This window comes from Mesorhizobium sp. M0040 (assembly GCF_040323505.1).
Taxonomy (GTDB): domain Bacteria; phylum Pseudomonadota; class Alphaproteobacteria; order Rhizobiales; family Rhizobiaceae; genus Mesorhizobium.
Genome location: NZ_JAMYVA010000046.1, coordinates 22,461 through 45,897 on the forward strand (window position 1 = coordinate 22,461; position 23,437 = coordinate 45,897).

26 protein-coding genes and 1 pseudogene are annotated in these 23,437 nt (G+C 62.1%); 16 read left to right on the top strand and 11 right to left on the bottom strand.

Features of this window, described 5'->3' with window-relative positions:
• Positions 1–38: 38 nt before the first annotated feature.
• A complete protein-coding gene (locus NKJ91_RS27040; RefSeq protein WP_352457960.1) occupies positions 39–392 on the bottom strand; it encodes a hypothetical protein in 354 nt (117 codons plus the stop codon).
• 651 nt (positions 393–1,043) lie between these two features.
• On the opposite strand from NKJ91_RS27040, the gene pstS reads away from it, so the two are divergent.
• Genes pstS through phoB form a run of 6 tightly spaced genes read left to right on the top strand, consistent with a single transcriptional unit; the run spans position 1,044 to position 6,255 of the window.
• Positions 1,044–2,105, top strand: coding sequence for a phosphate ABC transporter substrate-binding protein PstS (pstS, locus tag NKJ91_RS27045; RefSeq protein WP_352457961.1), 1,062 nt, complete (start codon positions 1,044–1,046; stop codon positions 2,103–2,105).
• A gap of 59 nt (positions 2,106–2,164) precedes the next feature.
• Positions 2,165–3,154 carry a phosphate ABC transporter permease subunit PstC gene (gene pstC, locus NKJ91_RS27050; RefSeq protein ID WP_352451142.1) on the top strand — a complete coding sequence of 330 codons (990 nt, stop codon included), beginning with the start codon at positions 2,165–2,167 and terminating at the stop codon, positions 3,152–3,154.
• A gap of 3 nt (positions 3,155–3,157) precedes the next feature.
• The gene (pstA, locus tag NKJ91_RS27055; protein ID WP_023720929.1) at positions 3,158–4,009 is read left to right on the top strand and encodes a phosphate ABC transporter permease PstA; all 852 of its coding nucleotides are present in this window, start codon (positions 3,158–3,160) and stop codon (positions 4,007–4,009) included.
• Complete coding sequence (gene pstB / locus NKJ91_RS27060) at positions 4,006–4,809, top strand: phosphate ABC transporter ATP-binding protein PstB (protein WP_352451144.1); 804 nt, start codon at positions 4,006–4,008, stop codon at positions 4,807–4,809. The genes pstA and pstB overlap by 4 nt, the downstream gene beginning before the upstream one ends.
• Positions 4,810–4,841: 32 nt before the next feature.
• Positions 4,842–5,549: a phosphate signaling complex protein PhoU gene (gene phoU, locus NKJ91_RS27065; protein WP_023678534.1), complete on the top strand. Its 708-nt coding sequence runs from the start codon at positions 4,842–4,844 to the stop codon at positions 5,547–5,549.
• 16 nt (positions 5,550–5,565) lie between these two features.
• Positions 5,566–6,255, top strand: a complete 690-nt coding sequence (phoB, locus tag NKJ91_RS27070) for a phosphate regulon transcriptional regulator PhoB (RefSeq protein ID WP_031212149.1) — start codon at positions 5,566–5,568, stop codon at positions 6,253–6,255.
• Between the two features lie 9 nt (positions 6,256–6,264).
• Here phoB and NKJ91_RS27075 read toward each other — a convergent pair whose 3' ends face one another.
• Positions 6,265–7,509, bottom strand: a complete 1,245-nt coding sequence (locus NKJ91_RS27075; protein WP_352457962.1) for an ROK family protein — start codon at positions 7,507–7,509, stop codon at positions 6,265–6,267.
• Positions 7,510–7,795: 286 nt separating this feature from the next.
• Here NKJ91_RS27075 and xylF point away from each other — a divergent pair, with 286 nt between their 5' ends.
• The 4 genes from xylF (at position 7,796) to NKJ91_RS27095 (ending at position 12,967) form a co-directional block, all read left to right on the top strand.
• Positions 7,796–8,836 (top strand): D-xylose ABC transporter substrate-binding protein, encoded by a 1,041-nt coding sequence (gene xylF, locus NKJ91_RS27080; RefSeq protein ID WP_352457963.1) that lies wholly within the window; start codon positions 7,796–7,798, stop codon positions 8,834–8,836.
• A gap of 142 nt (positions 8,837–8,978) precedes the next feature.
• Positions 8,979–10,343 carry a sugar ABC transporter permease gene (locus NKJ91_RS27085; protein ID WP_352457964.1) on the top strand — a complete coding sequence of 455 codons (1,365 nt, stop codon included), beginning with the start codon at positions 8,979–8,981 and terminating at the stop codon, positions 10,341–10,343.
• A gap of 77 nt (positions 10,344–10,420) precedes the next feature.
• On the top strand, positions 10,421–11,215 hold the full coding sequence (locus tag NKJ91_RS27090; protein ID WP_292655543.1) for an ATP-binding cassette domain-containing protein: 795 nt from the start codon (positions 10,421–10,423) through the stop codon (positions 11,213–11,215).
• Between the two features lie 129 nt (positions 11,216–11,344).
• Positions 11,345–12,967: a CHASE domain-containing protein gene (locus tag NKJ91_RS27095; RefSeq protein ID WP_352457965.1), complete on the top strand. Its 1,623-nt coding sequence runs from the start codon at positions 11,345–11,347 to the stop codon at positions 12,965–12,967.
• 98 nt (positions 12,968–13,065) lie between these two features.
• On the opposite strand, the gene NKJ91_RS27100 is transcribed toward NKJ91_RS27095, so the two are convergent.
• From NKJ91_RS27100 to NKJ91_RS27125, 6 genes and pseudogenes are all read right to left on the bottom strand, one after another.
• Complete coding sequence (locus tag NKJ91_RS27100; protein ID WP_006328050.1) at positions 13,066–13,311, bottom strand: YMGG-like glycine zipper-containing protein; 246 nt, start codon at positions 13,309–13,311, stop codon at positions 13,066–13,068.
• An 82-nt stretch (positions 13,312–13,393) separates the two neighbouring features.
• Positions 13,394–13,600, bottom strand: a pseudogene (locus NKJ91_RS27105) (hypothetical protein); the annotation flags it as partial.
• A 57-nt stretch (positions 13,601–13,657) separates the two neighbouring features.
• On the bottom strand, positions 13,658–13,828 hold the full coding sequence (locus NKJ91_RS27110; protein ID WP_023678539.1) for a hypothetical protein: 171 nt from the start codon (positions 13,826–13,828) through the stop codon (positions 13,658–13,660).
• A 132-nt stretch (positions 13,829–13,960) separates the two neighbouring features.
• A complete protein-coding gene (locus tag NKJ91_RS27115; protein ID WP_352451150.1) occupies positions 13,961–14,995 on the bottom strand; it encodes a sensor histidine kinase in 1,035 nt (344 codons plus the stop codon).
• Positions 14,996–15,186: 191 nt separating this feature from the next.
• Positions 15,187–15,351 carry a DUF1328 domain-containing protein gene (locus NKJ91_RS27120; RefSeq protein ID WP_023678541.1) on the bottom strand — a complete coding sequence of 55 codons (165 nt, stop codon included), beginning with the start codon at positions 15,349–15,351 and terminating at the stop codon, positions 15,187–15,189.
• Positions 15,352–15,578: 227 nt separating this feature from the next.
• Entirely contained in the window at positions 15,579–16,373 is a 795-nt protein-coding gene (locus NKJ91_RS27125) for a response regulator (protein ID WP_023678542.1), read from the bottom strand.
• A gap of 217 nt (positions 16,374–16,590) precedes the next feature.
• Between NKJ91_RS27125 and NKJ91_RS27130 the strand changes: the two genes are divergently transcribed.
• Positions 16,591–16,794 (top strand): NepR family anti-sigma factor, encoded by a 204-nt coding sequence (locus tag NKJ91_RS27130; RefSeq protein WP_023678543.1) that lies wholly within the window; start codon positions 16,591–16,593, stop codon positions 16,792–16,794.
• A 3-nt stretch (positions 16,795–16,797) separates the two neighbouring features.
• Positions 16,798–17,349: a sigma-70 family RNA polymerase sigma factor gene (locus tag NKJ91_RS27135; protein WP_023678544.1), complete on the top strand. Its 552-nt coding sequence runs from the start codon at positions 16,798–16,800 to the stop codon at positions 17,347–17,349.
• 30 nt (positions 17,350–17,379) lie between these two features.
• On the opposite strand, the gene NKJ91_RS27140 is transcribed toward NKJ91_RS27135, so the two are convergent.
• On the bottom strand, positions 17,380–17,760 hold the full coding sequence (locus tag NKJ91_RS27140; RefSeq protein ID WP_352457966.1) for a response regulator: 381 nt from the start codon (positions 17,758–17,760) through the stop codon (positions 17,380–17,382).
• A 227-nt stretch (positions 17,761–17,987) separates the two neighbouring features.
• Here NKJ91_RS27140 and NKJ91_RS27145 point away from each other — a divergent pair, with 227 nt between their 5' ends.
• A complete protein-coding gene (locus tag NKJ91_RS27145; protein ID WP_023678546.1) occupies positions 17,988–18,314 on the top strand; it encodes an ElaB/YgaM/YqjD family protein in 327 nt (108 codons plus the stop codon).
• 10 nt (positions 18,315–18,324) lie between these two features.
• Positions 18,325–18,804: a hypothetical protein gene (locus NKJ91_RS27150; protein ID WP_352457967.1), complete on the top strand. Its 480-nt coding sequence runs from the start codon at positions 18,325–18,327 to the stop codon at positions 18,802–18,804.
• Between the two features lie 55 nt (positions 18,805–18,859).
• On the opposite strand, the gene NKJ91_RS27155 is transcribed toward NKJ91_RS27150, so the two are convergent.
• Entirely contained in the window at positions 18,860–20,386 is a 1,527-nt protein-coding gene (locus NKJ91_RS27155; protein WP_352457968.1) for a sensor histidine kinase, read from the bottom strand.
• A gap of 146 nt (positions 20,387–20,532) precedes the next feature.
• On the opposite strand from NKJ91_RS27155, the gene NKJ91_RS27160 reads away from it, so the two are divergent.
• The gene (locus NKJ91_RS27160; protein WP_292659198.1) at positions 20,533–20,706 is read left to right on the top strand and encodes a hypothetical protein; all 174 of its coding nucleotides are present in this window, start codon (positions 20,533–20,535) and stop codon (positions 20,704–20,706) included.
• Between the two features lie 58 nt (positions 20,707–20,764).
• Here NKJ91_RS27160 and NKJ91_RS27165 read toward each other — a convergent pair whose 3' ends face one another.
• A complete protein-coding gene (locus NKJ91_RS27165) occupies positions 20,765–21,685 on the bottom strand; it encodes a diacylglycerol/lipid kinase family protein (RefSeq protein WP_352457969.1) in 921 nt (306 codons plus the stop codon).
• A 253-nt stretch (positions 21,686–21,938) separates the two neighbouring features.
• Here NKJ91_RS27165 and NKJ91_RS27170 point away from each other — a divergent pair, with 253 nt between their 5' ends.
• Positions 21,939–23,327: a PRC-barrel domain-containing protein gene (locus NKJ91_RS27170; RefSeq protein ID WP_352457970.1), complete on the top strand. Its 1,389-nt coding sequence runs from the start codon at positions 21,939–21,941 to the stop codon at positions 23,325–23,327.
• Positions 23,328–23,437 lie beyond the last annotated feature (110 nt).

Genomic DNA, 23,437 nt, shown 5'->3' on the forward strand with positions numbered 1-23,437 from the left:
AAGGCCTGGAGCCGTGCGCATCGACCGACGTCGGCTGGTTATTCGCAGACCATGCGGGCCCGTTTGCCGGGCTCGCTGACATTCTTGCAAGTTAGCGGCTTCGTCGGCTCCGGCGACAGCATGGGCGGGTTGTTGGTGACCCTCCTCCGAGGCGCTGCAACGGAAGCCGCGCTCCTGCGCACCGCCGGCCTTTTCGGCGTTTGCGGCGCCACTGGAAAGACGTCGGTCTCCAGTTGCGACTGTTCGGCTTGCGCCTGCGGCGAAGGCCTGTCCCAGAAACGGCGAACATCGAGCGGCTTGGGAATGATGACGGTGCCGTCATAGCTGCGCGCGCAGCCGCTTCCCAGAGGCAGCGCCAGGCACAGGAAGACAGGCAGAATCCGTCGAGACATCAGCAATACCCCTGCAAGCTTATAACGCTGCTTCGGCCTAACCGACAACCGGCGGAATAGGGCGAAGGGAGTAGATACCGTGAAGTAGAGTCGTCGCACTTCCAGTCGAAGGCGTTGCTCGAAGATCGAGCGCCGGGTCGGGCGCGGATGGAGGTCCAGCGCGAGTTAGAACCTTGCGATTCGTCAACGCTTCCAGCGTAAGGCCATGGTGCGATCGCACCATACCAAAGTCGCGCTCAGTGGCGACAATGGGATATTCGAAGTTCCGCTCCTCCAGTTACGGGCGGGAGCAGCGACCGCCGGCAAGAAACAGGGTCAGATTTACCCCAACGGACCTGTTTCGGCGATGGCGCGGCCATGACACGTTCTGGCTGCATGCAACGCGCTCCCGTCCGGCTTTTTTCTTTTAAAGCCGGTGGCTACGATCGCCGAGCAGACGATGCCGGCCGGAATTCACGCAAGCTGCTGATTCCAGCGGCAAACCGCGGCCCATGCCGACAAAGCCCGCGGCCGCTCCTTCTTACCTGGCTGGACGACGTTACCGGAGCGACATGAAACTGTCATGCGACTGTAATAATCGGGGGCTATTGGCCTCAGCGGGCGCCGGAGGAATGGCGCCGAGAGACCATATTCCGAACAGGAGCAGGCCACATGAGACATTTCATCCGCTCGGCGGCCGTTGCGATTGCAATGGCTGCGGCGACGACCACCCTCACCCTGTCCGCCGCGCTCGCCGCGGACATCTCCGGCGCCGGCGCCACCTTCCCCTACCCGATCTATGCGAAGTGGGCCGACACCTACAAGAAAGACACCGGCGTTGGCCTTAACTACCAGTCGATCGGTTCCGGCGGCGGCATCAAGCAGATCAAAGCCAAGACCGTTACCTTCGGCGCTTCGGATGCGCCGCTCAAGGGCGACGAGCTTGAAGCGTCCGGACTGGCTCAGTTCCCGATGGTGATGGGCGGCATCGTTCCCGTCGTCAATCTCGAAGGCATCAAGCCGGGCGAGTTGGTTCTCGACGGCCCGACGCTGGCCGACATCTTCCTCGGCAAGATCACGAGCTGGGATGACGAGGCGATCAAGAAGCTCAATCCCGACGTCAAGCTGCCTTCGCAGGCGATCGCGGTCGTTCACCGTTCCGATGGTTCGGGCACGACGTTCAACTTCACCTATTACCTCGGCGACGTCAGCGCGGACTGGAAAGAAAAGGTCGGCGTCGACAAGGCCGTGGAATGGCCGGTCGGCATCGGCGCCAAGGGCAACGAGGGCGTTGCCAACAACGTCTCCCAGACCGGCGGCGCGATCGGTTATGTCGAATATGCCTACGCCAAGCAGAACAAGCTCACCCACACCGATATGATCAACAAGGACGGCAAGAAGGTCGAGCCCGCCGCGGCGGCGTTCTCGGCGGCAGCGGCCAATGCCGACTGGAGCTCGCAGCCGGGCTATGGCGTCATCCTCGCCAACGAGCCGGGCGCCGAGTCCTGGCCGATGACGGCGGCAACGTGGATCCTGCTCTACAAGAAGCCGGATGATGCCGCGACCACCGGCGAAGCGCTCAAATTCTTCGCCTGGGCGTACGACAAGGGCGACGAGATGGCCGGCGAGCTGGACTACGTTCCGATGCCCGACAAGGTGGTTGAGAGCGTCAAGGCCATGTGGGCCAAGGAAGTCGTCGGCGACGACGGCAAGCCGCTCTACTCGGCTATGTAATCTCCTCCAGGGAGGGCGTCGATGGCGCCCTCCCTGTTGCCTTCAATCGCGAGGACCCAATGACCATCGCTTCCGATGCCATGCCATCATCCGCAGCAGCCCGGGCCAGGGAAGCTACGGTGCGGCGCTTCGCGCTCACCGATGCCATATTCCGCGGACTCACCCGCGCTTCCGCAATTCTTGTGCTGGTCATCCTCGGCGGTGTCGCGATCTCGCTGTTTGCCGGCTCGTGGCAGGCGCTGTCGTCCTTCGGTTTCTCCTTCCTGACGACTGAAAGCTGGAATCCGGTCACGGAAAAATTTGGCGCACTGGCGCCGATCTACGGCACCCTGGTCACGGCGGCCATCGCCATCCTGATCGCGGTTCCGATCGGCATCGGCATTGCAGTTTTTCTCACCGAGCTCTGCCCGCGCCCGCTCAGGCGCCCGATCGGCATCGCGGTCGAGCTATTGGCCGGCATTCCCTCGATCATCTATGGTATCTGGGGCCTGTTCGTGTTCGCGCCGTTCCTGCAGACGACGATACAGCCCTTCATCATCAACATCTTCCACGGCGTACCGGGACTATCCAGCCTTTTCGCCGGCCCTCCTTACGGCATCGGCCTTCTGACCTCGGCGCTGATCCTTGCCATCATGGTGCTGCCCTTCATCACCTCGATCACCAAAGACGTCTTCGATACGGTGCCGGCGGTGCTGAAGGAATCGGCCTATGGCATCGGTTGCACGACCTGGGAAGTGACCCGGCGCGTGGTCATTCCCTATACCCGCATCGGCATCATGGGCGGCGTCATGCTTGGCCTCGGCCGGGCGCTCGGCGAGACCATGGCGGTGACCTTCGTCATCGGCAACGCCCACCGCATCAGTGCCTCCCTGTTCGCGCCGGGCACGACGATCTCGGCGACCATCGCCAATGAATTCACCGAGGCCGACGGCGACCTCTACACCTCCTCGCTGGTTTCGCTCGGCCTGATCCTCTTCGTCATCACCTTCCTGATCCTTGCCGCCGCCCGCTACATGCTGATGCGGATCGACGCCCGTACGGGAGCCTGACCGATGTCGACATCCTCATCGCTCCACAGCCGCCGCAAAGCCAGGAATTCGGTGATGATGGCGCTTTGCGTCGTCGCCGCCGGCATCGGGCTTGCCTGGCTGGCGCTCATCCTCGGCGCACTGGTCTATAAGGGCACAGCCGGGCTTTCGTTCGCGGTCTTCACCGAGATGACGCCACCACCGGGCGAGGCCGGCGGCCTGCTCAATGCCATCGCGGGCAGCCTGCTGATGACGATCATCGCCGTTGTCGTCGGCACGCCGATCGGCGTGCTGGCGGGAACCTACATGGCCGAGTATGGACGCTTTTCGCGCATCACCACCGTCGTCCGCTTCATCAACGACATCCTGTTGTCGGCGCCGTCGATCATCATCGGCTTGTTTGTCTACGAGCTGATGGTGCGGCCAATGGGACATTTCTCGGCCATTGCCGGCGCCGTTGCGCTTGCCATCCTGGTCATTCCGGTGGTCGTGCGCACCACTGAAGACATGCTCAACCTGGTGCCGAACGCGTTGCGTGAAGCCGGTGCCGCGATCGGCGCGCCACGCTGGGTGGTGATCCGTTCGGTCGCCTACCGCGCCGCATTGTCCGGCATCGTCACCGGCATATTGCTGGCGATAGCACGCATTTCCGGCGAGACGGCGCCGCTGCTCTTCACCGCGCTCAACAACCAGTTCTGGAGCAGCAATATCAACGCGCCGATGGCCAGCCTGCCGGTGACCATCTTCCAGTTCGCTCTCAGCCCTTACGAGGAATGGCAGCAACTGGCGTGGACCGGCGCACTCATAATCACCCTGACGGTTCTGGGCTTGAGCATCCTCGCCCGCAGCCTTACCGGACGCAGAGAGGACAGATGACACAGATGTTGTCCCCAGACATGACGATGGCCGAAACGGTCGCCGAGAAGACGAAGATCGAGGTCAAGAATCTCAACTTCTACTACGGCCAGAGCAAGGCGCTGAAGGACATCAGCCTGTCTCTGCCTGAGCGCAGTGTCACGGCCTTCATCGGCCCTTCGGGCTGCGGGAAATCGACGCTGCTGCGTGTGTTCAACCGCATCTATGAGCTCTACCCAAAACAGACGGCCGAGGGCCAGGTGCTGCTCGACGGCAAGAACATTCTCGACCGGTCGCAGGATCTCAACCTCCTCAGGACCAAGATCGGCATGGTGTTCCAGAAGCCGACGCCGTTCCCGATGTCGATCTACGAGAACATCGCCTTCGGCGTCAGGCTCTACGAGAACCTCGGCAAGTCCGAGATGGACGGCCGCGTCGAACAGGCGTTGAAGCGCGCCGCGCTGTGGAGCGAGGTCAAGGACAAGCTCAACGCCAGCGGCTTGAGCCTGTCCGGCGGCCAGCAGCAGCGGCTCTGTATCGCCCGCACCGTGGCCGTGAAGCCGGAAGTCATTCTGCTCGACGAACCGGCTTCGGCCCTCGACCCGCTGTCGACTGCCAAGATCGAGGAACTGATCGACGAATTGCAAGCCGACTACACGATCGTCATCGTCACCCACAACATGCAGCAGGCGGCGCGCGTGTCGCGCCAGACCGCCTTCATGTATCTGGGTGAACTGGTCGAGTTCGACCGGACCGAGAAGATCTTCACGTCGCCCCGCGAGAAGCGCACGCAGGACTACATCACCGGCCGCTTCGGCTGAGCCGTTCCGATCATGCATATGAGGACAGGACCATGGGCGAACACACAGTCGCTTCTTTCGACGAGGATCTCGAGCAGATCAGCAAGCTGATCCGCGACATGGCCGACCTCGCCGGTTCGATGGTCGGCGGGGCGACCAAGGCCCTGTTGAATTCCGACAACGTGCTGGCGCAACGCGTCGTTTCCGACGACGCCATCATGGATGCGCGTCAACGCGAACTGGACGACCGCGCCATCACCCTGATCGCCAAACGCCAGCCGATGGCCCACGATCTTCGCCATGTGGTCGGAGCGATCCGCATGGCGGGCGACCTCGAACGCATCGGCGACCTTGCCAAGAATATCGCCAAGCGCGTGAGTGCGGTCGGCCTCAGCGCCACGCCGCGGGACCTGTCGCATTCCATCGACGCGATGGCGCAGCTGGTTCTCATCCAGGTGCAGGGTGTCATCGAGGAATATGCTGCAGGCGATGCGGCCGCGTTGGCCAAGCTGCGTGCCGCCGACGAGCGCATCGACGTCAAATACACGTCCGTGTTCCGCGAGCTCTTGACCTACATGATGGAAGATCCGCGCAACATCACCGCTTGCACGCACCTGCTGTTCTGCGCCAAGAATCTGGAGCGGATCGGCGACCATGTCACCAACATCGCCGAAAATGCGTATTATGTGCTGACCGGCGAGCAATTGCCGGTCAATCGTCCGAAGCAGGACGAAACGACAATGTCCGCACCGGTGACATGATGGGGGTGCCCAGCCGATGATCGCACCACGCATAATGGTGGTGGAGGACGAGGAGCCGTTGGGTGTGCTGCTCCGCTACAATCTCGAATCCGAAGGCTACCAGGTCGAGGTGGTGACACGCGGCGACGAAGCCGAGATCCGTTTGCAGGAGAATGTGCCCGACCTTTTGGTGCTCGACTGGATGATACCAGCGGTTTCCGGCATCGAGCTCTGTCGTCGGTTGCGGGTGCGCCCCGAAACCGAGCGGCTGCCGATCATCATGCTGACCGCGCGCGGCGAGGAGAGCGACCGGGTGCGCGGTCTTTCGACCGGCGCCGACGACTATCTGGTCAAACCGTTTTCGACACCGGAATTCATGGCCAGGGTCAAGGCGCTGCTGCGGCGCGCCAAGCCGGAAGTGCTGTCCAGCGTGCTGAAGGTCGGCGACATCGTGCTCGATCGCGAATCGCACAGGGTCTATCGCAAGAAGAGCGAAATCAGGCTCGGGCCGACCGAATTCCGGCTGCTCGAGTTCATGATGCGGCATCCGGGCCGTGTCTTCTCGCGCAGCCAGTTACTCGATAATGTCTGGGGCGAGACAATCTACATCGACGAACGCACCGTCGACGTGCATGTCGGGCGGCTGCGCAAAGCCGTCAACAACGGCCGGATGCCGGATGTCATCCGCACCATCCGCGGTGCCGGCTATGCGATCAGGGAAGATTGACCCGCCTGGTCAGGCTACGTTCTTTCTGACGCTGGGCCTCATTTGCGCGCCCGGCGCGAAAATCTCCTGGTCGACGAAGCTTAACGCCCGCATCGCGCAGCCTTCGCGGATCAGCGGCAATTCGTTCGGCTCTGTATCGAAGGAGATCGAGCCTGAATGCTGGCCGCCGGCGGTCTGGGCGATTGCCTTCCGCAAGGCCGGCTCGATCAGATCGAAGGCGGCGGCACTGGCGCCGACCATCGCGACCGGTGCCGGATCGATCAGCGCGAACAGCGAGCCGAGACCGAAACCCAGCGCCTCGCCGGCCTTGCGGTAGGCCTCGCGTTCCGGCCCATCTTTCTCGCGCGCCCGGGCCGCCAGTGCTCGCATGTCGGCGTCGCTGACGTCGGCGACCGGTTCGCTGTCGTCGCTCATCTGCCTGGCGTTGCGCCAGATGGCGTAGTTGCCGGCATAGGCCTCGATGCAGCCGCGCCGCCCGCAACGGCAGAGCGCGCCGCCCGGACGATGGATCATGTGGCCAAATTCGCCGCCCGAGGAATGCGTCCCGGTGAACAGTTCGCCCTTCAGCACCAGCCCCATGCCGATGCCATGCGAAAGCAGGATGGCGATGAAATCGTCGCGATACCGATCCGGATTGCGCCAGCGCAAAGCCACCGCCATCATGTTGCAGTCGTTCTCCACCGTTGCCGGGATGCCGAATTCGTCCTCCAGCATGTCGGCAAAGGCGATGTCGGTCTGCGGCGTGATCGGCGACCACAGCATGGCGCGTGCAGGGGAGTCGGTAATGCCCTGAATCGCCAGGGCGATGCGGGCGACACAGCGGACGTCAAGGTCTGGATCCTGTAGCCGGCGCCGGACGATGGCCATGCATTCACGGATCAGCTCGTCGCGCGGCATGGTCAGCGTGTCCAGCCGGCGCTGTTCCTCGGCGACCACCTGTCCCGTATAGTCGATAATGGCGGCCGACAGGAAATTCAGCGACAACACCACGGTCAACACCGCCGCCGCTTCCGGGTTGAGGGCGAGGCCGACCTGCGGACGACCGCGTTTCAACGAAACGGGCTCACTTGCCTTGCTCTCGGCGAGGATGCCTTCCCGTATCAGGTCGGAAGAGATCGCCGATATGGTCGAATGACTGAGGCCGGTGGTAGCTGCGATCTCAGTACGCGATGGCTGGCCGGCCCGGCGCACCGCCGAGATCACCATCGCCCGGTTGCGCCGGCGCAAATCGTCATGGCGGATTCCGACCGACATTGTTTTGCTTTCCTCCCGGTTGCCGCGGCCGCTCATGAACCGGAAGCCGTCGGTAATGTCCGACAAATAGTGTCGGATGCAGGCAAATAGTGTCAGATGCAGGTGGCGCTGTCATCGTTTATTCCGACGCTCGAAAAAACTCGCAGAGTCATCAAAATCCATCAGAATCGATGTTGACAGCAGCCGGAGATCGGGCCAGTATTTTTTCGAGGCTCGAAAAAATTAGAGCTTCTAAGCTGGTCTTTGAGCCAATTGGTCACGCCGTACGCGGCGCAGGGAGGATATGATGAAGAAATTCACGACCGCCATTCTGGCGGGTGTCGCCATGACGCTGGCGCTGGCGTCGGTGGCGCAGGCTAAAGACAAGGTCATCGGCGTTTCCTGGTCGAACTTCCAGGAAGAGCGCTGGAAGACCGACGAGGCCGCAATGAAGGCGGCCATCGAGGCCGCAGGCGACAAGTATATTTCCGCCGACGCACAGTCCAACCCCGGCAAGCAGCTCACCGACGTCGAGAGCCTGATCTCGCAGGGCGCCAGCGCACTGATCATCCTGGCGCAGGACGCCTCGGCCATCGGGCCGGCCGTGCAGAAGGCACTGGACGAAGGCATCCCGGTCGTCGGCTATGACCGGCTGATCGAGAACAAGGACGTGTTCTATCTGACCTTCGACAACAAGGAAGTCGGCCGCATGCAGGCCCGCGAAGTCTTCAAGGTGAAGCCGGAAGGCAACTACGTCTTCATCAAGGGTTCGGGTTCCGATCCGAATGCCGATTTCCTGTTTGCCGGTTCGATGGAGGTGCTGAAGGAGGCCATCGACGGCAGCAAGATCAAGAATGTCGGCGAGGCCTATACGGACGGCTGGCTGCCGGCCAACGCTCAGAAGAACATGGAACAGTTCCTGACCGCCAACGACAACAAGGTCGATGCCGTGGTCGCCGCTAATGACGGCACTGCCGGCGGCGTCGTCGCCGCGCTGACAGCGCAAGGGCTGGCCGGATCGGTTCCGGTTTCGGGCCAGGACGGCGACCACGCCGCGCTGAACCGCATCGCGCTCGGCACACAGACCGTGTCGGTGTGGAAGGATGCGCGCGAGCTCGGCAAGAATGCCGCCGAGATCGCCTCGCAACTGGCCGACGGCAAGCAGATGACCGACATTGCCCGCGTGAAGGATTTCACCACGCCCGGCGGCAATACCGTCAAGTCGCTGTTCCTGACCCCGGTCGCCATCACCAAGGACAACCTCAACGTCGTCATCGACGCCGGCTGGATCAAGAAAGAAGAGGTCTGCGCCGGCGTGACGGCTGGCACTGTTGCAGTCTGCAACTGAGCCGACGTTTCCGAGAAGTCCGAACGCCGCGGCCGCTCGCCGCGGCGTTTTTTCAACAAGAGTTGTTTTTCCGCTTCCGGCGGATAACTTCTAGGCTGCTTCCGGCATCCGCGGCAGACGGCAACCCGGCGGGAGAAACATCATGACCGACACGACGTCCAACACGCCGGTCGACAGCACGGCAGACCGGGCACGGGAATCCGAGCTCGGCATCGTTGCCCGATTTCTCAAGGCAACCGAACTCGACACGCGCATGCTCGGCATGGTCGGCGCGCTGCTGGTCATCTGGGTCGGCCTGCATGTCATTTCTAGCGTACGGCTCGGCGTCAATCCGTTCGACTTCGACAGCCGGACCTTCCTGACGCCACGCAATCTCTGGAACCTGTCGGTACAGACTTCGGCCGTGGCCATAATGGCCGCCGGAATGGTGCTGGTTATCGTCATGCGCAATATCGACCTGTCGGTCGGCTCCGCCGAAGGCCTGATCGGCGTGGTCATGGGTTTTGCGCAGGTGCATTTCCTGGTGCGAATGGTCGGTCTGCAATTAGGCAACCCCTGGATCTGGATCCTGGCGCTGGCCATCGGCCTGGCGCTTGGCCTTCTGATCGGAGCGTTCCAGGGATACATCATCGCTTATCTCGAGGTGCCGGCCTTCATCGTGACGCTGGGCGGCCTTCTGGTCTGGCGGGGTGCCGCATGGTGGGTCGCCAGTGGGCAGACGATTGCGCCGCTTGATGCCACTTTCCAGCTGATGGGCGGCGGACCGACGGGTTCGATCGGTGCGCGATGGAGCTGGATCGTCGGAATTGTCGCGTGCCTGGCGGTTGTGTTCATGCTGCTCAACGGGCGGGTGCAGCGCAAGCGGTTCCGCTTCCCGTTACGCCCGATCTGGGCCGAGACGTTCCTCGGGGCCGTCACTTGCCTTGTCATCACGGGCGCCATATGGCTTGCCAATTCCTATCCTTGGCCGGTCGGCATCGTGAACAGATATGCGGCGGCCAACAATATAACCGTTCCCGAAGGCGGGCTGTTCATCGCCCATGGCATCGCCATACCCGTGCTGATGGCTGTAGCCGTAGGGCTGATCATGACCTTCATCGCCAAGCGTACCCGTTTCGGCCGCTATGTCTTCGCCATCGGCGGCAATCCGGAAGCAGCCAACCTTGCCGGTATCAACACGCGCTGGGTGACCATGAAGGTGTTCATGATCATGGGCGTGCTGGCGACGATCGCCGCAGCGATCTCGTCAGCCAGGCAGAACTCGTCGACCAATGCGCTGGGCACGCTGGACGAGCTCCTGGTCATCGCGGCGGCGGTGATCGGCGGCACGTCGCTCGCTGGCGGCTCCGGCACAGTGCTCGGCGCCATGCTCGGCGCGCTTTTGATGCAGTCGCTGCAGTCCGGCATGGTGCTGCTCGGCATCGATTCGCCGCTGCAGAGCATCGTTGTCGGAGCCGTGCTGGTGGTCGCGGTGTGGCTCGATACCGTCTATCGCAAACGGGTCTGAGCATGATCCCGCAAGGTGGAAACCGGTTTTCGTACAACTTGATGCTCAAGCAGGATCTATAGGGAGGAAGGACGAGCATGGCAGACAAAACCGCTCCCACGCCGCTGATCGACATGCGCAACATCTCCATCGCTTTCGGCGGCATTCGCGCCGTCGACGATGCCTCTGTCGACCTTTTCCCGGGCGAGGTGATGGCTTTGCTCGGTCACAACGGTGCCGGCAAATCGACGTTGATAAAAATCCTGTCCGGCGCCTACAAGCGCGATGCGGGCCAGATTTTCGTCAACGGCGAGGAGGCTTCGATCTCCAATCCCCGCGACGCCAAGAAGTACGGCATCGAGACGATCTACCAGACGCTGGCGCTGGCCGACAATGTCGATGCGGCCGCCAACCTGTTTCTCGGCCGCGAGCTGATGACCGGCTGGGGTACGCTCGACGACGTCGCCATGGAGGCCGAGGCGCGCAAGGTGATGGGCAGGCTCAATCCGCGTTTCCAACGCTTCAAGGAGCCGGTGGTAAAGCTTTCGGGCGGCCAGCGGCAGTCGGTGGCGATCGCCCGCGCCATCCTGTTCAATGCTCGCATCCTGATCATGGACGAGCCGACGGCGGCACTCGGGCCGCAAGAGACGGCGCAGGTCGGCGAACTGGTCAGGCAGCTCAAGGCCGACGGCATCGGCATCTTCCTGATCAGCCATGATATTCACGACGTGTTCGAGCTTGCCGACCGTGTCTGCGTCATGAAGAACGGTCGGGTTGTCGGAACGGCGCGCACAACCGACGTCACCCAGGACGAGGTGCTCGGCATGATCATCCTCGGCAAGTGCCCACCCGGCGCCATTCCGGGGCCGGGCGCGCTGAAGATCGCCGCATGAACGAGAATTAGCCGGCTAATCACAAGCCGCCAAAATGTGCCAGCCGTCACCATGCTTTGGCCTCGCCATTGTGTTGGCGTCGGGACTTGCCCATAAAGATGCCGAACCGTCCACGGGACGTATCAGCAATTGAAGAAGCTTTTTCCGACCGTCGCTTTTATCGCCGTCGCGCTGATCAGCCTGACGATGGCGGGTTTTGCCTATTTTGCCACCCAGGAGGCGGCCCGCATTAAATTCGAGGCGACGGCAGACGACGCGCTTAACCGGATCGAAAGCCGCATCGACCTGGACCTGTCGCTGCTGCGTTCGACCCGGGCGCTGTTCGACGCACGCAATGGCGGTATCTCGCAGGGCGAGTTCAAGGCTTTCTTCAACGCGCTCGACATCGACAATAATTTCGCCGGCCTGCGCGGTATCGGTTTCCTCCGCCTGGCGAGAACTGGCAACGAGGCGGCGGTCGAGCGCGACATCCTGCACGATCACGGCGCAAGCCATCCGATCTATCCCGACACGAACTTACCGTGGCGTACGCCCATCGTGCTGTTCGAACCGCTGGATCCGTCCAACAAATCCAGCATCGGCTACGACATGTTCACCGGGCCGGCGCGGCGCGAGGCGATCGAAAAGGCGATGGCCGACGACCAGCAGCACGCCAGCGGGCTCGTGCAGTTCGGCAAGGATACGGGTGCCGCGCAGACCTTTACCGGGTTCCTCGTCTTCGTCCGGCTCAATGTCGAAACCGCGCCGGACGCCGTGAACGCGACGAGATCCTCGACTGCCGGCTTTCTTTATGCGGCCTTCCGCGCCCGTGATCTGTTCCAGGCTGCGCTCAGCCGGGCACCATTGCTGCCGGTCAACACCGAGATCTATGACGGCACGGTGGACAGCGACAACCTGCTGTTCCAATCGGAAACGCCGCCTGTTTCGAGCCTCGGCGACAGGCTGCTGGTCACCCGCAAGATCACCGTCGCCGGCCGGCCGTGGGTCGTCCTGTTCAGGCCGACAAGTGCTTTCTCGCAACCTTCCTCGCGCGCCATCCCGGTGATGCTCGGATTGTTCGGACTGCTGCTTGCGGGCGCCATCGCGCTGGTGGCCCGCTATCAGGAGCGGGCCTATGAGGCGGTCTCGCTGCTTCACGAAACGACCGAAAAGAGCCTGCTGGAAAAAGACCTGATGCTGCAGGAGATGAAGCATCGCATCAAGAACTCGATCACGCGGGTGCTGGCAATCGCGCGCCAGACAGCATCGCACACCACCGACGTCCAGGAATTCTCGGCTTCTTTCTCGGCCCGGCTGCAGGCGATGGCGGCTTCCCAGGACATGCTGACGCGCTCACGCTGGCAGAAAGCCGATCTCGGCGACCTGCTGCGCATCGAACTAGGCCAGGTGTTCGGCAGTGAGCTTCCTGAAGGGCTGCTGTCGGGACCGCAGGTTCTTCTCGATGAAAAGACGACGCAGGCACTCGGCCTCGTCTTTCACGAACTGGCGACGAATGCGCTGAAGCATGGCGAAGCCGGCAATTCAGTCGGTGCGCTGAAGGTCGACTGGTCGCTCGAAGCCCGTAGCGGCACCCGGACATTGGCTCTCAACTGGCGCGAGGCCGGTCAGAAGAAGCTCGAGAGACCGGCAAAGAGCGGTTTTGGCACCCGACTGATCGATCTCAATGTCACGCGCGAATTGCGTGGCACAATCAGGCGCGATTTTCGCGAAGATGGCTTGAACGTGGAAATCAAGGTTCCGCTGCCGGGCTGAAACCCCGTCTCGTGGGCCGCGTCGCAACAGCGCTTTAAAGGGCAAACGCGGAGACAGGTGGCCTGCCTCCGCGTTTGCTGTTCGCCTGGAGCTCGAAACTAGTTGCAGCGAGCTGTGTAAATCCGGCCGTGACGATCTCTGTATTGGCAGTAGCCATTTTGCAGACGGCGAACGAGCAGACCGCCAATCGCACCAGCGCCGGCGCCGATCAAAGCGCCCTTGCCGCCGCCGACAGCGCCACCAATGAGCGCGCCGCCCACAGTGCCGATACCCACGTTCTCTTCCGTGGTGGTGCAGCCGCTGACCGCAACCACGGCAACCATGGCAATAATCATCTTCCGCATGGAGTCATCCTCACTTTTGTCCTCACTTTAATAAGCTCCAGCCGCCATTTAGCATGAAAGTACGGCCTTTGCCCGCACGATTTCATTGTTGATTAAGATAGTCTTTTTCGGGACGTGCGCCGTTCGATGCTACCACGAACCCGGAAATCTCCAAGGACGCATCGAGCGTGCCGCTGGGACGCACGTTCCAGACGATCCTGTCATGGTCGTCCTCGAGCGCCGGATCGACGGCAAGGCATCTGGCGACGACATGTTGGGCCTGGCCCTGCAGGTCGGTGACCGCGAACGGGCACGGCCGAGCACTCGGGCAGTGGTTTCAAAGCGATCAAGCAGAGGCGAGTTCGATTCAGATCAGTTGGGACGCGGCGGTCAGGACGATCGCGGCCATAAGCGCGACGGCGGCGAAGCGGAGGGGCGAAGCACGAGGCGCGGGCGCTGCGGACGCGTCGGGATCCTGAAAACCGCCCATCGAGACGCGAGCGGCCTGTTCCAGTCTGTTCAAGTCGGCAGCCGTCAAGGCCCATTCCCTTCATTTTGTGCCAAACTCAATCCGGTGGATCGGCACGTTCGGACAGGATCGGACTTTATGGTGAACAGTCGGTTAAAGATGGCGATGCGCAGCAAGCCTTCGCGCGGCGACCGCCGCTCGTTAATCCGTCTCGAAATTGCCGTGAGGAACGACAAGGCGGTATTCGAGGCGGTTCCCGGTGATCTCAAGTGTCGCCGTTCCATTCAATGAAGTGGGCACGACGCGTTCGAGCGCGACGCTGCCAAAACGCTTCTCACTGCGCTGATTGTCGTTGGCTCCGATCACTTCGGCCCATGTCAGCGACAGCGCAGGCTCGCCAGCGGAAGCTGCCGTCAGATCGGCCGTCACCTCGACGAAACCGTCGCTGCGCGACAGCGCGCCATAGCTGACCGAATTGACGGCGAGCTCATGCATGGCCAAGCCGATGTGCAAGGCGGCATTGGGGTTGAGATATGGATTTGCGCCGCGGAAGCGTAGGCTGTGCAAGGGATCCGCGCCGTACCTGCCGACCTGACCGGAAACCAGCTCGCGCAGCGCCGCTCCCCGCCAGTTGGATGACGTAACCAAATCCTGCGAGGAGGCCAGCGACTGCAATCGGCCCCGGAAGCGCGTCAGGAAATCGTCAATGCTGCCGGAATAACGGCCCGTCTGGGTGGCGATGCTCTGGATGATGGCCAAAAGGTTCTTGGAGCGATGACTGACTTCGCGCAGCAGCGCCTTCAACGTCTGCTCCCGGCGTTTCTGCTCGGTTGTTTCGACCATGGTGGTCACGACGCCCTGCACCGCGCCGGTCTCGCTGCGGTCGGCGTCTATCCACACCTGAAACCAGCGGGCGCCGTCATCGGCCGGCACGCTGAGTTCAAGATGTTGAGGATTGCCGGATACGATGACGTCGTGCTTGGCGGCGCCGATACGCTCCGCCTGCGCCGGCGGCAAGATGCCGTTGTTGTCGGAGGCATCGGAAGTCCAGGGCGCGCGCATGTTGCGCGCCCACACCGTCTTCATCTCGCGATCCTGGTACAGGACGGAAATCCCGGCATTGTGCAGTGCATGGAGAAGGGCCCGGCCAAGCTGCATCCCGCTTTCGGCAGGATGCAAAGCGATGATCTCATCACTCTGGCCGCGGTCTTTCATTTTTCCGACTCTGGAACGCATCGGTCAATTTGCTCAACCCATGTCGGGCTGAACGGTTCGCGGAAAAATGGGTTCCAAAAGGAGGAGCTTCGTATCAAGCCTTAAAAAGCGGTCCGCCGAGCGGCATCCCGTTGGAGGACACTGCCCGGCGGTGGCTGGAAACCGTTTGAGGGGTGCGGCTTCCAGTGTTCGCTTGAATGGCCGCTTGGCATTCACGCTCGTCTGATCAGGCCGGCAATAAGCGATATGATCAGGAAGGCGAGAAAGATGAAGAACAATATCTGCGCTATGCCGGCCGAGGTGCCAGCGATGCCGCCGAAACCAAGCGCACCGGCGATGATCGCCACGACGAGAAATACGAGCGCCCAGTAAAGCATGATCGATCTCCTTCCAATGCTGCGGTGAAAACGTGATTCGCCTCCGTTTGTTCCACCATTTTCCGAAAAAGACGATGCTGAAAATCTTCAGGGCCCGAATTGCCGCGGTGTGTGGAAAGGTCCAGTTGGTTGCCCCAGTTGGTTGCCAGTGAGTTGAGCCGGCGTCACGCCCCATCTGATCCAAGGGAGTGGCTATCCCGGCGGCCGCAGTTCGGCCGCCGGCTGTTTCATGCCGCGGCTTTCGCGTGCCGGTCAAAGAACAGGGCCTGGCTGATAAGAGCCTTGACCATGTCCGGATTGAACGGCTTGGTAACCAGGAAAGCCGGTTCCGGCCGCTCGCCGGTGAGCAGGCGCTCGGGAAAGGCGGTGATGAAGATCACCGGTACCGAGGTCGACGACAGGATCTCATTCACGGCCGCTATGCCCGAACTTCCGTCGGCAAGCTGGATATCGGCAAGCACCATCTTTGGCCGCGCCTTGCCGAACATCGCCACCGCCTCGGCGTGGGTGCGCGCCGTTCCGACGACGCGGTGGCCGAGGCTTTCGACCATTTCCTCGATATCCATGGCGATCAGCGGCTCATCCTCGATGATCAGCACGTCGGTTGCCACCTGACGGGAGATCTCGTTGCTCGCCTGCGCGAGGAGTTCGGAGAATTCCTGTTCGTCGACGTCGAGAATCTCCGCCGCCTCGTCTTCGCTGAAGCCTTCGACCGCCACCAGCAGAAAGGCTTGGCGGGGACGAGGCGCAATTGCATTCAGATTGGCCGCGGCGCGCTGTTCCCATGCCGACTGGGCATGCTCCTGCGGAACGCGAATGGCCACCGAGGTGAAGAGCTTGGCAAAGACCTTGTAGAGCGCGATGCGGTCGTTCGATGCGTCCGGAAAGATGTCGACATCGGCAATGATGGCCTCGAGCATTGCGGCGACCAGCGCGTCGCCGCTCTCTTGCGATCCGGATACGGCGCGCGAGAAGCGGCGCAGGAACGGCAGGTGCGGAGCGATGGTTGCTGATAGGCTCATAGTGGACGTCTCCCTCATATGACGTGATTGCATGTTACAGCTAAAAACGGTTTGCAAGCCCAGCAATTGAAACGCTGGCTCCTTGAAAAAGGTTCCAATCGTGCGGAACTAATATGTGAGGCTGGCGTTTAAGGGCGGGTTGGGCAACCAGACGAGGCTGCCGCTTGCATTGCGTTATGTGTTGAAGGGCGGCTTAAGGCTGGGACAAAAGGGCGAAATGAAGAACATGACGAAAGCTACCATGGGTGGCGTTGGCAACGGGCGCCGGGCTGCTTCCCGCGACCCGCTTGGGCCGAACTCGGAAATCGGCCGCAAACTCAAACAATACTATGACGAGCTGGTCTCCGACAATGTGCCGGATCGCTTCGCCCAACTGCTCAGCCAGTTGGAAAAGGCCGAACCTGTACAAAAGAAGGACTGAGGCATGGCGGCCGTCTCCCAGGGCTTTAAGACCGACTTGCTCGGCTCGATCCCGAGCCTGCGGGCTTTTGCCGTGTCGCTGACGCAAAACGCCGACAAGGCCGACGACCTGGTGCAGGAAACATTGGTCAAGGCCTGGGACAAGCATGAAAGCTTCCAGCCCGGCACCAACCTGAAGGCATGGCTGTTCACGATCTTGCGCAACGAATTCTATTCGCAGATGCGCAAGCGCGGCCGCGAGGTGCAGGACAGCGATGGCGTCATGACGGCTAGGCTTGCCGTTCACCCGGCCCAGCACGGCCAGCTTGACCTCGAAGACTTTCGCGGCGCGCTCGAATTGCTGCCAGAAGACCAGCGCGAAGCCATTATCCTCATCGGCGCGTCGGGCTTCTCCTACGAGGAAGCGGCCGAGATCTGCGGCTGCGCCGTCGGAACGATCAAGAGCCGCGTCAGCCGCGCCCGCACACGGCTGCAGGAAATCCTGAAGATCTCCGGTGAAGACGAGTATGGCCCGGACGCAATTTCGGCTCAGGTAACCGGGTCGACGGCTGCGTGAAGCGCCGGCGTGTTCGAACCGCTCCGCGCCTCAGCGAAGAGGCGTGCGCCTGCAGGCCGTTACCACTGCCTCGACGAGATCGTCTCCCGAATAGGGCTTGGTGACCAGCCTGACGCCGGGAAAGGATTTCTTGATCTCGTCGGTATCTGAATAGCCCGAGGCGAAGACGAACGGGATGCCCGCTTCACGCAGCCGCGAAGCAAATTGGAGCGTCGAAACGCCGCTCAGCATGAGGTCGACGATGGCCACATCGAACTGCGCGGCAACGTCTTGCTGTTCGATCTCAGTCAGCTCACGGGCGATGACCACATTGAGCGCGCCGTAGTCGCGGCAAAGCTGCTCGATATCCATGGCAATCAGGAACTCATCTTCCAGGATAAGAATCCGCAAACCGTCAAGTGATGCGCGCACGCAGCAATATCTCCTTAAATGCGTCTCTAACGTGAAACGGGGGAAGTCATGATCGGTATTTGGCATGCTGTCATTTAAAAAAGACGTGCCGGCGCGGATGCGTCGGCCTCGGCCCGTGCAAGGCATTTGCAACGCGCGCTGCCGGAGATAGGGTTAGAAGAGGTTCGTGCCGGAACCTTGGGGTCTGTCGGGCGTTTCGACCGAGCAAAAGCATGGAGAGTGAAGCAATGGCAACTGCCGCAGGAAAGGCCGCGAACGAAGCCCGCACGAATTCCGATATTGAGGCCGACATCGCACAATTGAAGGCCGACATCGACCAACTTACCAAGCTGTTGGCCAAAACTGGCGAACATGGCTACGGGGCAGCACGGCGAGCCGCCGCCGAAAGCGTCGAGCAGTTGCGAACCCAGGGCGAGGCAGCCTTCGACAGCCTGCGCAGCAACGCCAGGGACATCGAGGCGCAGATGATAGCGCATATGCGCGAAAAACCGGTGACTTCGCTGGCGATCGCCGCAGGCGTCGGATTCCTCTTCGCTCTTCTCGCGCGCCGTTAGTTCTGCACGCATGGGAATGCTTGCATCGCTGATCTCGGGCCTCGCCTCGGGCGAAACCATTGCGGCGGTGCAACGCGCACGCGTCGCTGCGATTGTCTATTCGATCGCAGCGCTCGCGGCGCTGTGCGGCCTCGGCTTCCTCGTCGGGGCGGCCTATATCTGGACGGCGGCCCGCTATGGGCCGATGGCAGCTTCCCTGAGCTTCGGGATCGGCTTTCTGGCAATCGCCGGTCTCATCCTGCTCGTCTACCGGATGTCGGCCGGCTCGCGCGCCAGGCGCCGGGCGAAGCGACGCAACGCCGACATGAAGGCTATCGGCATCACTGCGGTACTCGCCGTGCTGCCGGCGCTGCTCAAGGGCAAAGGTGGCCCGGGGAAGGCCGGACTGGGCGCGATTCTCGGCCCGGCGATAGCACTCGCCGCCTACGCTATCTACCGCGAGAACGTGAAGCGCGGCTCCGATGATCCGGATATCGGCAAACGGGAATAGTTCGGAGGGATAGTTCGGGGCAAACGATTCTGGCGCCGGTCGCAAAATGCTGGCGTCACAAATCTTCGAGCGGAATCGATATTTCGGCGACCACGCCTTCCGGCCGGAATTCATGGGTCACCTCGCTGGAAATGACCTTGGCCAGGCTGCGGCGGATCAGGATCGAGCCGAAGCCATGGCGTTTGGGCGGCGCAACCCGCGGGCCGCCGCTTTCACGCCAGGCCAGCAACAGACGCCGTGCGCCCTTCCTGCCTTGTACCCTCCAATCGAGATCGACCTTTCCGGAGGAAACCGAGAGCGACCCGTATTGCAGTGCGTTGCTTGCCAGTTCATGCAGGATCAGCCCGAGCCCGACTGCCTGGTCGGGTGACAGCAGGACATCGGCGCCGGAGATCGCCATGCGCGATTGTCCGGCGGCCTGGAACGGCTTTAGCTCGATCTCCACCAGCTCGCGGATGCCGATACCGCGCCACTCGCGGTCCGACAGCAGGCTGTGCGCAACGCCCAGTGCCTGCAGCCTGGCGCTGAAGGCTTGGAGGAATTCGCTTGGCTGGCGGGCATGGCGAACGGTCTGCGTCGCCAGCGCCTGTACGGTTGCCAAAGTGTTCTTGACGCGGTGATTGAGCTCGCGCAGCAACAGCCGTTGACGTTCGTCGCCAAGTTTGCGTTCGGTAATGTCGTAGTTGACGCCGAAGATCAGCGTTGGCTTGCCCTCGCCGTCGCGCTCTATGACGCGGCCGCGCGTTGCGATCCATCGCGGCGGATCGAGGCCTTTGACACGGTATTCGCCAAAATAATCGTCGCTGCCGGTCAGCGCGTCGCGAAAGCGTGTTTCGGTCTGGTGAACGTCGCGCGGGTCGATGGCGATCAGGATGTCGCGCGCCCTCAGCCTGTTCGACTTCGGCAGGTTGAACAATTCGGACAGCAGGACGTCGCAGTCGATCATATCGCTGCGGATATCCCATGCCCAGCTGGCAAGCGAAGCCGCGTCGAGCGCGATGGCGCGCCGCTTTTCCTCTCGAACCAGTGCTGCCTTGGCAATCGCCGCACTGCGGGTTGCATCCTTCAGCGTGAACAGGCTGGCGGCAAGGCCGGCCAGCGCCGACAGCTGGTCGAGCTGGACAGAGGAGGGACGTGCGTGCGGCTTCCGGTCGAGCACGCACAGCGTGCCGATCAGCGCGCCGTCGATTACGATGGGCACGCCTGCGTAAAAGCGGATATGATGCTCGCCGGTGACCAGCGGATTGGCTTTGAACCGCGGATCCGCCGCCGTGTCGGCCACCACCATCGGCACGTTGCCGGCTGCGATGGTATAGGCGCAGAACGATGTCTCGGTTGCGGTTTCGGTCTCGTCGAGGCCGATACAGGACTTGAACCACTGCCGCTCGGCATCGACCAGCGTGATCAGTGCGACAGGCGTTTGCATCGCCGAAGCGGCAAGACCGCCGATACGATCGAAATCAGGGTCGGCAGCCCCGTCCAGCGTGTCGAGGCCGTGCAGCACGGCAAGACGGTCCGCGGCGCCCACCACACGGCGAATATCGGCCGGCAGGCCCGGCGTGTTCTGGCTATTGTCGTCCACTATGCCCCCGGTGGCCGGCTCCGCTGATTGGTCAGGCCAACCGGCCCGTCTGCCGCCTTGCAGAGCCGGAACTTTCGCGGCGGGGGACCGTTACCAGCCAACGCCCCGCCAGTTACGCCTGCCGGCGCCAAATATGGAGCCAGACAATGCCAAAAACCATTCCTGAAAACAAAGCCCGTCAAGGGCGGCGGGGTCGGCATGTCCTTCGTATCCTGATCGCCGCGCTGTTGCTGGCTTTTATCGCCTGGGGCGTCGCCGAAATCTACGGCTGGATGATCGAGACGCCGAAGACCGAACAGGGCAACACGCCCAGCGGCTAGGTTCTCTCCATCGCTCGCCCCAGTTTGCATCACACCACCCCACATCACGCATCCCACGTCAGGCAACCTTTGCCTCGGCGGCGCGCGCAGGGACGAGAACATTCAACGCGCGCGGATGGATTTCGACGGTCGTCTCGCGATCGAGCTTTACCAGTTCGCCGTCCATGACTGCCTGAACTTTCCTGTTCCTCGAATGGATTGTCAAAACGGCGCGGTTTGCCTGATGAATTTCGACATGCTCGTTGCCGCGCCATTTCCCACGGGCGACGTCAAAGAGGAACCTGATCAATTCGCCGCGCCGCCGCGCCACGGTGACATAGATGCCCAGCACGCCGCCTGCCGGATTATCGGCATAGGGCAGGTGGCCCTCGCCAAACAGATTGTTGGTGATGCCGATACCGGTGATCCGGGTTCTGATCTCGGCCTCGCCGATCGTCAGCGTTACGTTCATCGCCGGTGGATTGTTGATCGTCGCCCAAGCGGCTCGCACCGAGGCGCGCATCTTCCCCAACCGCGAGCCGAATTCCATCTTCTGGCGCAGTTGCACCATCCTGGCGTGCATGCCGATCGAGAATTGATGCACGAAAGGCCGGCCGTTGGCTGTTGCAATGTCAATTGCCATCACCTCGCCGTCGGCAAACGATTTCAGTGCCGCATCAAGGGTCTGCGGAATGCCGAGGCCGCGCGCAAAAAGGTTCATTGTGCCAGCCGGCAGAATTGCCAGCGCCTTCTCCCCATTCATCAAACGGGCTGCCGCGGCTGAGATGGTGCCGTCGCCGCCGCCCGCCAGCACGACGTCGATGCCGCGCCTGGAAGCTATGTCGTCCAGCGTGGCGACGATATCCTTGCCGGCGGCGATGTCGATATCGATCGAGTGACCAGCAGCCTCAAGCGTACCGCGGATCCGGCCGGCGAAGGCCTCAAGATCGATGGTGCGCAGGGTGCCGCCGTCCTTGTTCAGCACCGCTGCAAACCGCATGGCCGCTCCATTTTTCCAGCACCTATCCGGCCGGGACGGGGTCCCAGCCGGGAGTGGAACGGGGCGGCCGAGAAAATGTTCCTTTCGACCAGCGTGGCGAATCCGAGAACCTTCGACATGGCACCGGGTGCGCCACGGCTTTTTTCGGAACAACAGTGTGGTCACAACGTTGTGAACATGCAGAAGACGCTGCGCCCGCAGCGACGCTATGCGGGCACGGCGTGCACGAAATCACCGACGAGGAGACACTAAGATGATCCGCACCCTTTTAACCACGACAGCAGTCGCAACATTGATTGCGACGGGTGCATTTGCGCAATCGGCGACGACCCCGGCGCCGGCGCAAGCACCCGCCGTAGAGAATTCCGCTCCAGCCGCTCCGGTGCAACGCGCCGAGGGCAGCCTTGTCACCAATATCATCGGCGAGTCGGTTTATAACGGCACCGGCGACAATGCAGAGAATATCGGCAAGGTCACCGATGTCGTCTTCGACGAACGCGGCCAGGTAAAATCCATCGTCATCGGCGTCGGCGGGTTCCTCGGCATTGGGACCAAGAACGTCGCCTTCGACTACAGCAAGATGCAATGGGCCGAAAGAAATGGCGATCGCTGGCTGATAGCGCAAACGACGAAGGATGAGCTGACGGGTCATCCGGATTTCGACCGCAAGCCCTATGATCCGGCGCCTGCGGCGACAGACACCACGGCTACGGCTCCTGCCGCTCCGTCGACCTCCACCGATACGGCGCAGAACGCCCCGGCGGCGCCGGCCGGTAACAACCCCGCTCCGGTCGTGAAGCGCGCGGAAGGCAATCTTGCCACCAATATCATCGGCGAGACCGTCTACAACGGTACCGGCGACGACGCCCAGAACATCGGCGACGTAAACGACATCGTCATCAACAAGGAAGCCAAGGCGCAATCGCTGGTCATCGGTGTCGGCGGCTTCCTCGGCATAGGTGAAAAGAACGTCGCCTATGACTTCGACAAGGCGCAGTGGGCCGAGAGGAACGGCGATCGCTGGCTGGTTGCCCAAACCACCAGGGAAGAGCTGACGGCGCAGCCGGATTTCGACCGCAAGCCCTATGATCCGGCCCCGGCGACCACAGCGTCGAACGATGCCGCGGCTTATGCGCCAGCCGTCGTCACGCCTACTGTGACGGCCAGCAACACTGCCACGACCGATAACACTGCGACGACCAACAACACTGACCAGGCCAGTAAGACGGCTCAAAATGCTCCGGCAGCGGCGCCTCCGGCTAATTCCACGGCCGACCAGACCAAGACCGGGTCGATCGACAAGTCGATGCTAACCGAAATGCCGATGGGCGAAATCCGGGCCGAGGATCTGGTTGGAACAACCGTTTACGGCGCCAACGATGTCAACGTCGGCGAGATCGGCGATATCGTGCTGGGCGGCGACAAGAAGGTCGACGCAGTCATCATCGACGTCGGCGGCTTCCTTGGCATCGGCGAGAAGGAGGTGGCGGTCGGCATGGACAACCTGAAATTCATGACCGACAAGAACGGCAAGCGCTATCTCTACACGAACTTCACCAAGGAGCAGCTTGAGGCGCAGGCCCCCTATGACAAGGCCAGCTATGCGCAAAATCGCGAGAAACAGCGCATGATCATGCGCTAAGCTGCGCACAGGTCGACAGAGAAGCCCCCGCCCGCACCGAGCCCCGCAGGTGGTGTTTCGAGGGGGAGCACCAGGCCATGGCGCCAACCCCCCACACAAGGAAAAATGCC

Bases quoted from the DNA above. Each gene is read 5' to 3' on its own strand.
- NKJ91_RS27040 (WP_352457960.1), bottom strand. From the start codon at position 392: ATGTCTCGACGGATTCTGCCTGTCTTCCTGTGCCTGGCGCTGCCTCTG.
- pstS (WP_352457961.1), top strand. From the start codon at position 1,044: ATGAGACATTTCATCCGCTCGGCGGCCGTTGCGATTGCAATGGCTGCG.
- pstC (WP_352451142.1), top strand. From the start codon at position 2,165: ATGACCATCGCTTCCGATGCCATGCCATCATCCGCAGCAGCCCGGGCC.
- pstA (WP_023720929.1), top strand. From the start codon at position 3,158: ATGTCGACATCCTCATCGCTCCACAGCCGCCGCAAAGCCAGGAATTCG.
- pstB (WP_352451144.1), top strand. From the start codon at position 4,006: ATGACACAGATGTTGTCCCCAGACATGACGATGGCCGAAACGGTCGCC.
- phoU (WP_023678534.1), top strand. From the start codon at position 4,842: ATGGGCGAACACACAGTCGCTTCTTTCGACGAGGATCTCGAGCAGATC.
- phoB (WP_031212149.1), top strand. From the start codon at position 5,566: ATGATCGCACCACGCATAATGGTGGTGGAGGACGAGGAGCCGTTGGGT.
- NKJ91_RS27075 (WP_352457962.1), bottom strand. From the start codon at position 7,509: ATGTCGGTCGGAATCCGCCATGACGATTTGCGCCGGCGCAACCGGGCG.
- xylF (WP_352457963.1), top strand. From the start codon at position 7,796: ATGAAGAAATTCACGACCGCCATTCTGGCGGGTGTCGCCATGACGCTG.
- NKJ91_RS27085 (WP_352457964.1), top strand. From the start codon at position 8,979: ATGACCGACACGACGTCCAACACGCCGGTCGACAGCACGGCAGACCGG.
- NKJ91_RS27090 (WP_292655543.1), top strand. From the start codon at position 10,421: ATGGCAGACAAAACCGCTCCCACGCCGCTGATCGACATGCGCAACATC.
- NKJ91_RS27100 (WP_006328050.1), bottom strand. From the start codon at position 13,311: ATGCGGAAGATGATTATTGCCATGGTTGCCGTGGTTGCGGTCAGCGGC.
- NKJ91_RS27115 (WP_352451150.1), bottom strand. From the start codon at position 14,995: ATGCGTTCCAGAGTCGGAAAAATGAAAGACCGCGGCCAGAGTGATGAG.
- NKJ91_RS27120 (WP_023678541.1), bottom strand. From the start codon at position 15,351: ATGCTTTACTGGGCGCTCGTATTTCTCGTCGTGGCGATCATCGCCGGT.
- NKJ91_RS27125 (WP_023678542.1), bottom strand. From the start codon at position 16,373: ATGAGCCTATCAGCAACCATCGCTCCGCACCTGCCGTTCCTGCGCCGC.
- NKJ91_RS27130 (WP_023678543.1), top strand. From the start codon at position 16,591: ATGAAGAACATGACGAAAGCTACCATGGGTGGCGTTGGCAACGGGCGC.
- NKJ91_RS27135 (WP_023678544.1), top strand. From the start codon at position 16,798: ATGGCGGCCGTCTCCCAGGGCTTTAAGACCGACTTGCTCGGCTCGATC.
- NKJ91_RS27145 (WP_023678546.1), top strand. From the start codon at position 17,988: ATGGCAACTGCCGCAGGAAAGGCCGCGAACGAAGCCCGCACGAATTCC.
- NKJ91_RS27150 (WP_352457967.1), top strand. From the start codon at position 18,325: ATGGGAATGCTTGCATCGCTGATCTCGGGCCTCGCCTCGGGCGAAACC.
- NKJ91_RS27160 (WP_292659198.1), top strand. From the start codon at position 20,533: ATGCCAAAAACCATTCCTGAAAACAAAGCCCGTCAAGGGCGGCGGGGT.
- NKJ91_RS27165 (WP_352457969.1), bottom strand. From the start codon at position 21,685: ATGCGGTTTGCAGCGGTGCTGAACAAGGACGGCGGCACCCTGCGCACC.
- NKJ91_RS27170 (WP_352457970.1), top strand. From the start codon at position 21,939: ATGATCCGCACCCTTTTAACCACGACAGCAGTCGCAACATTGATTGCG.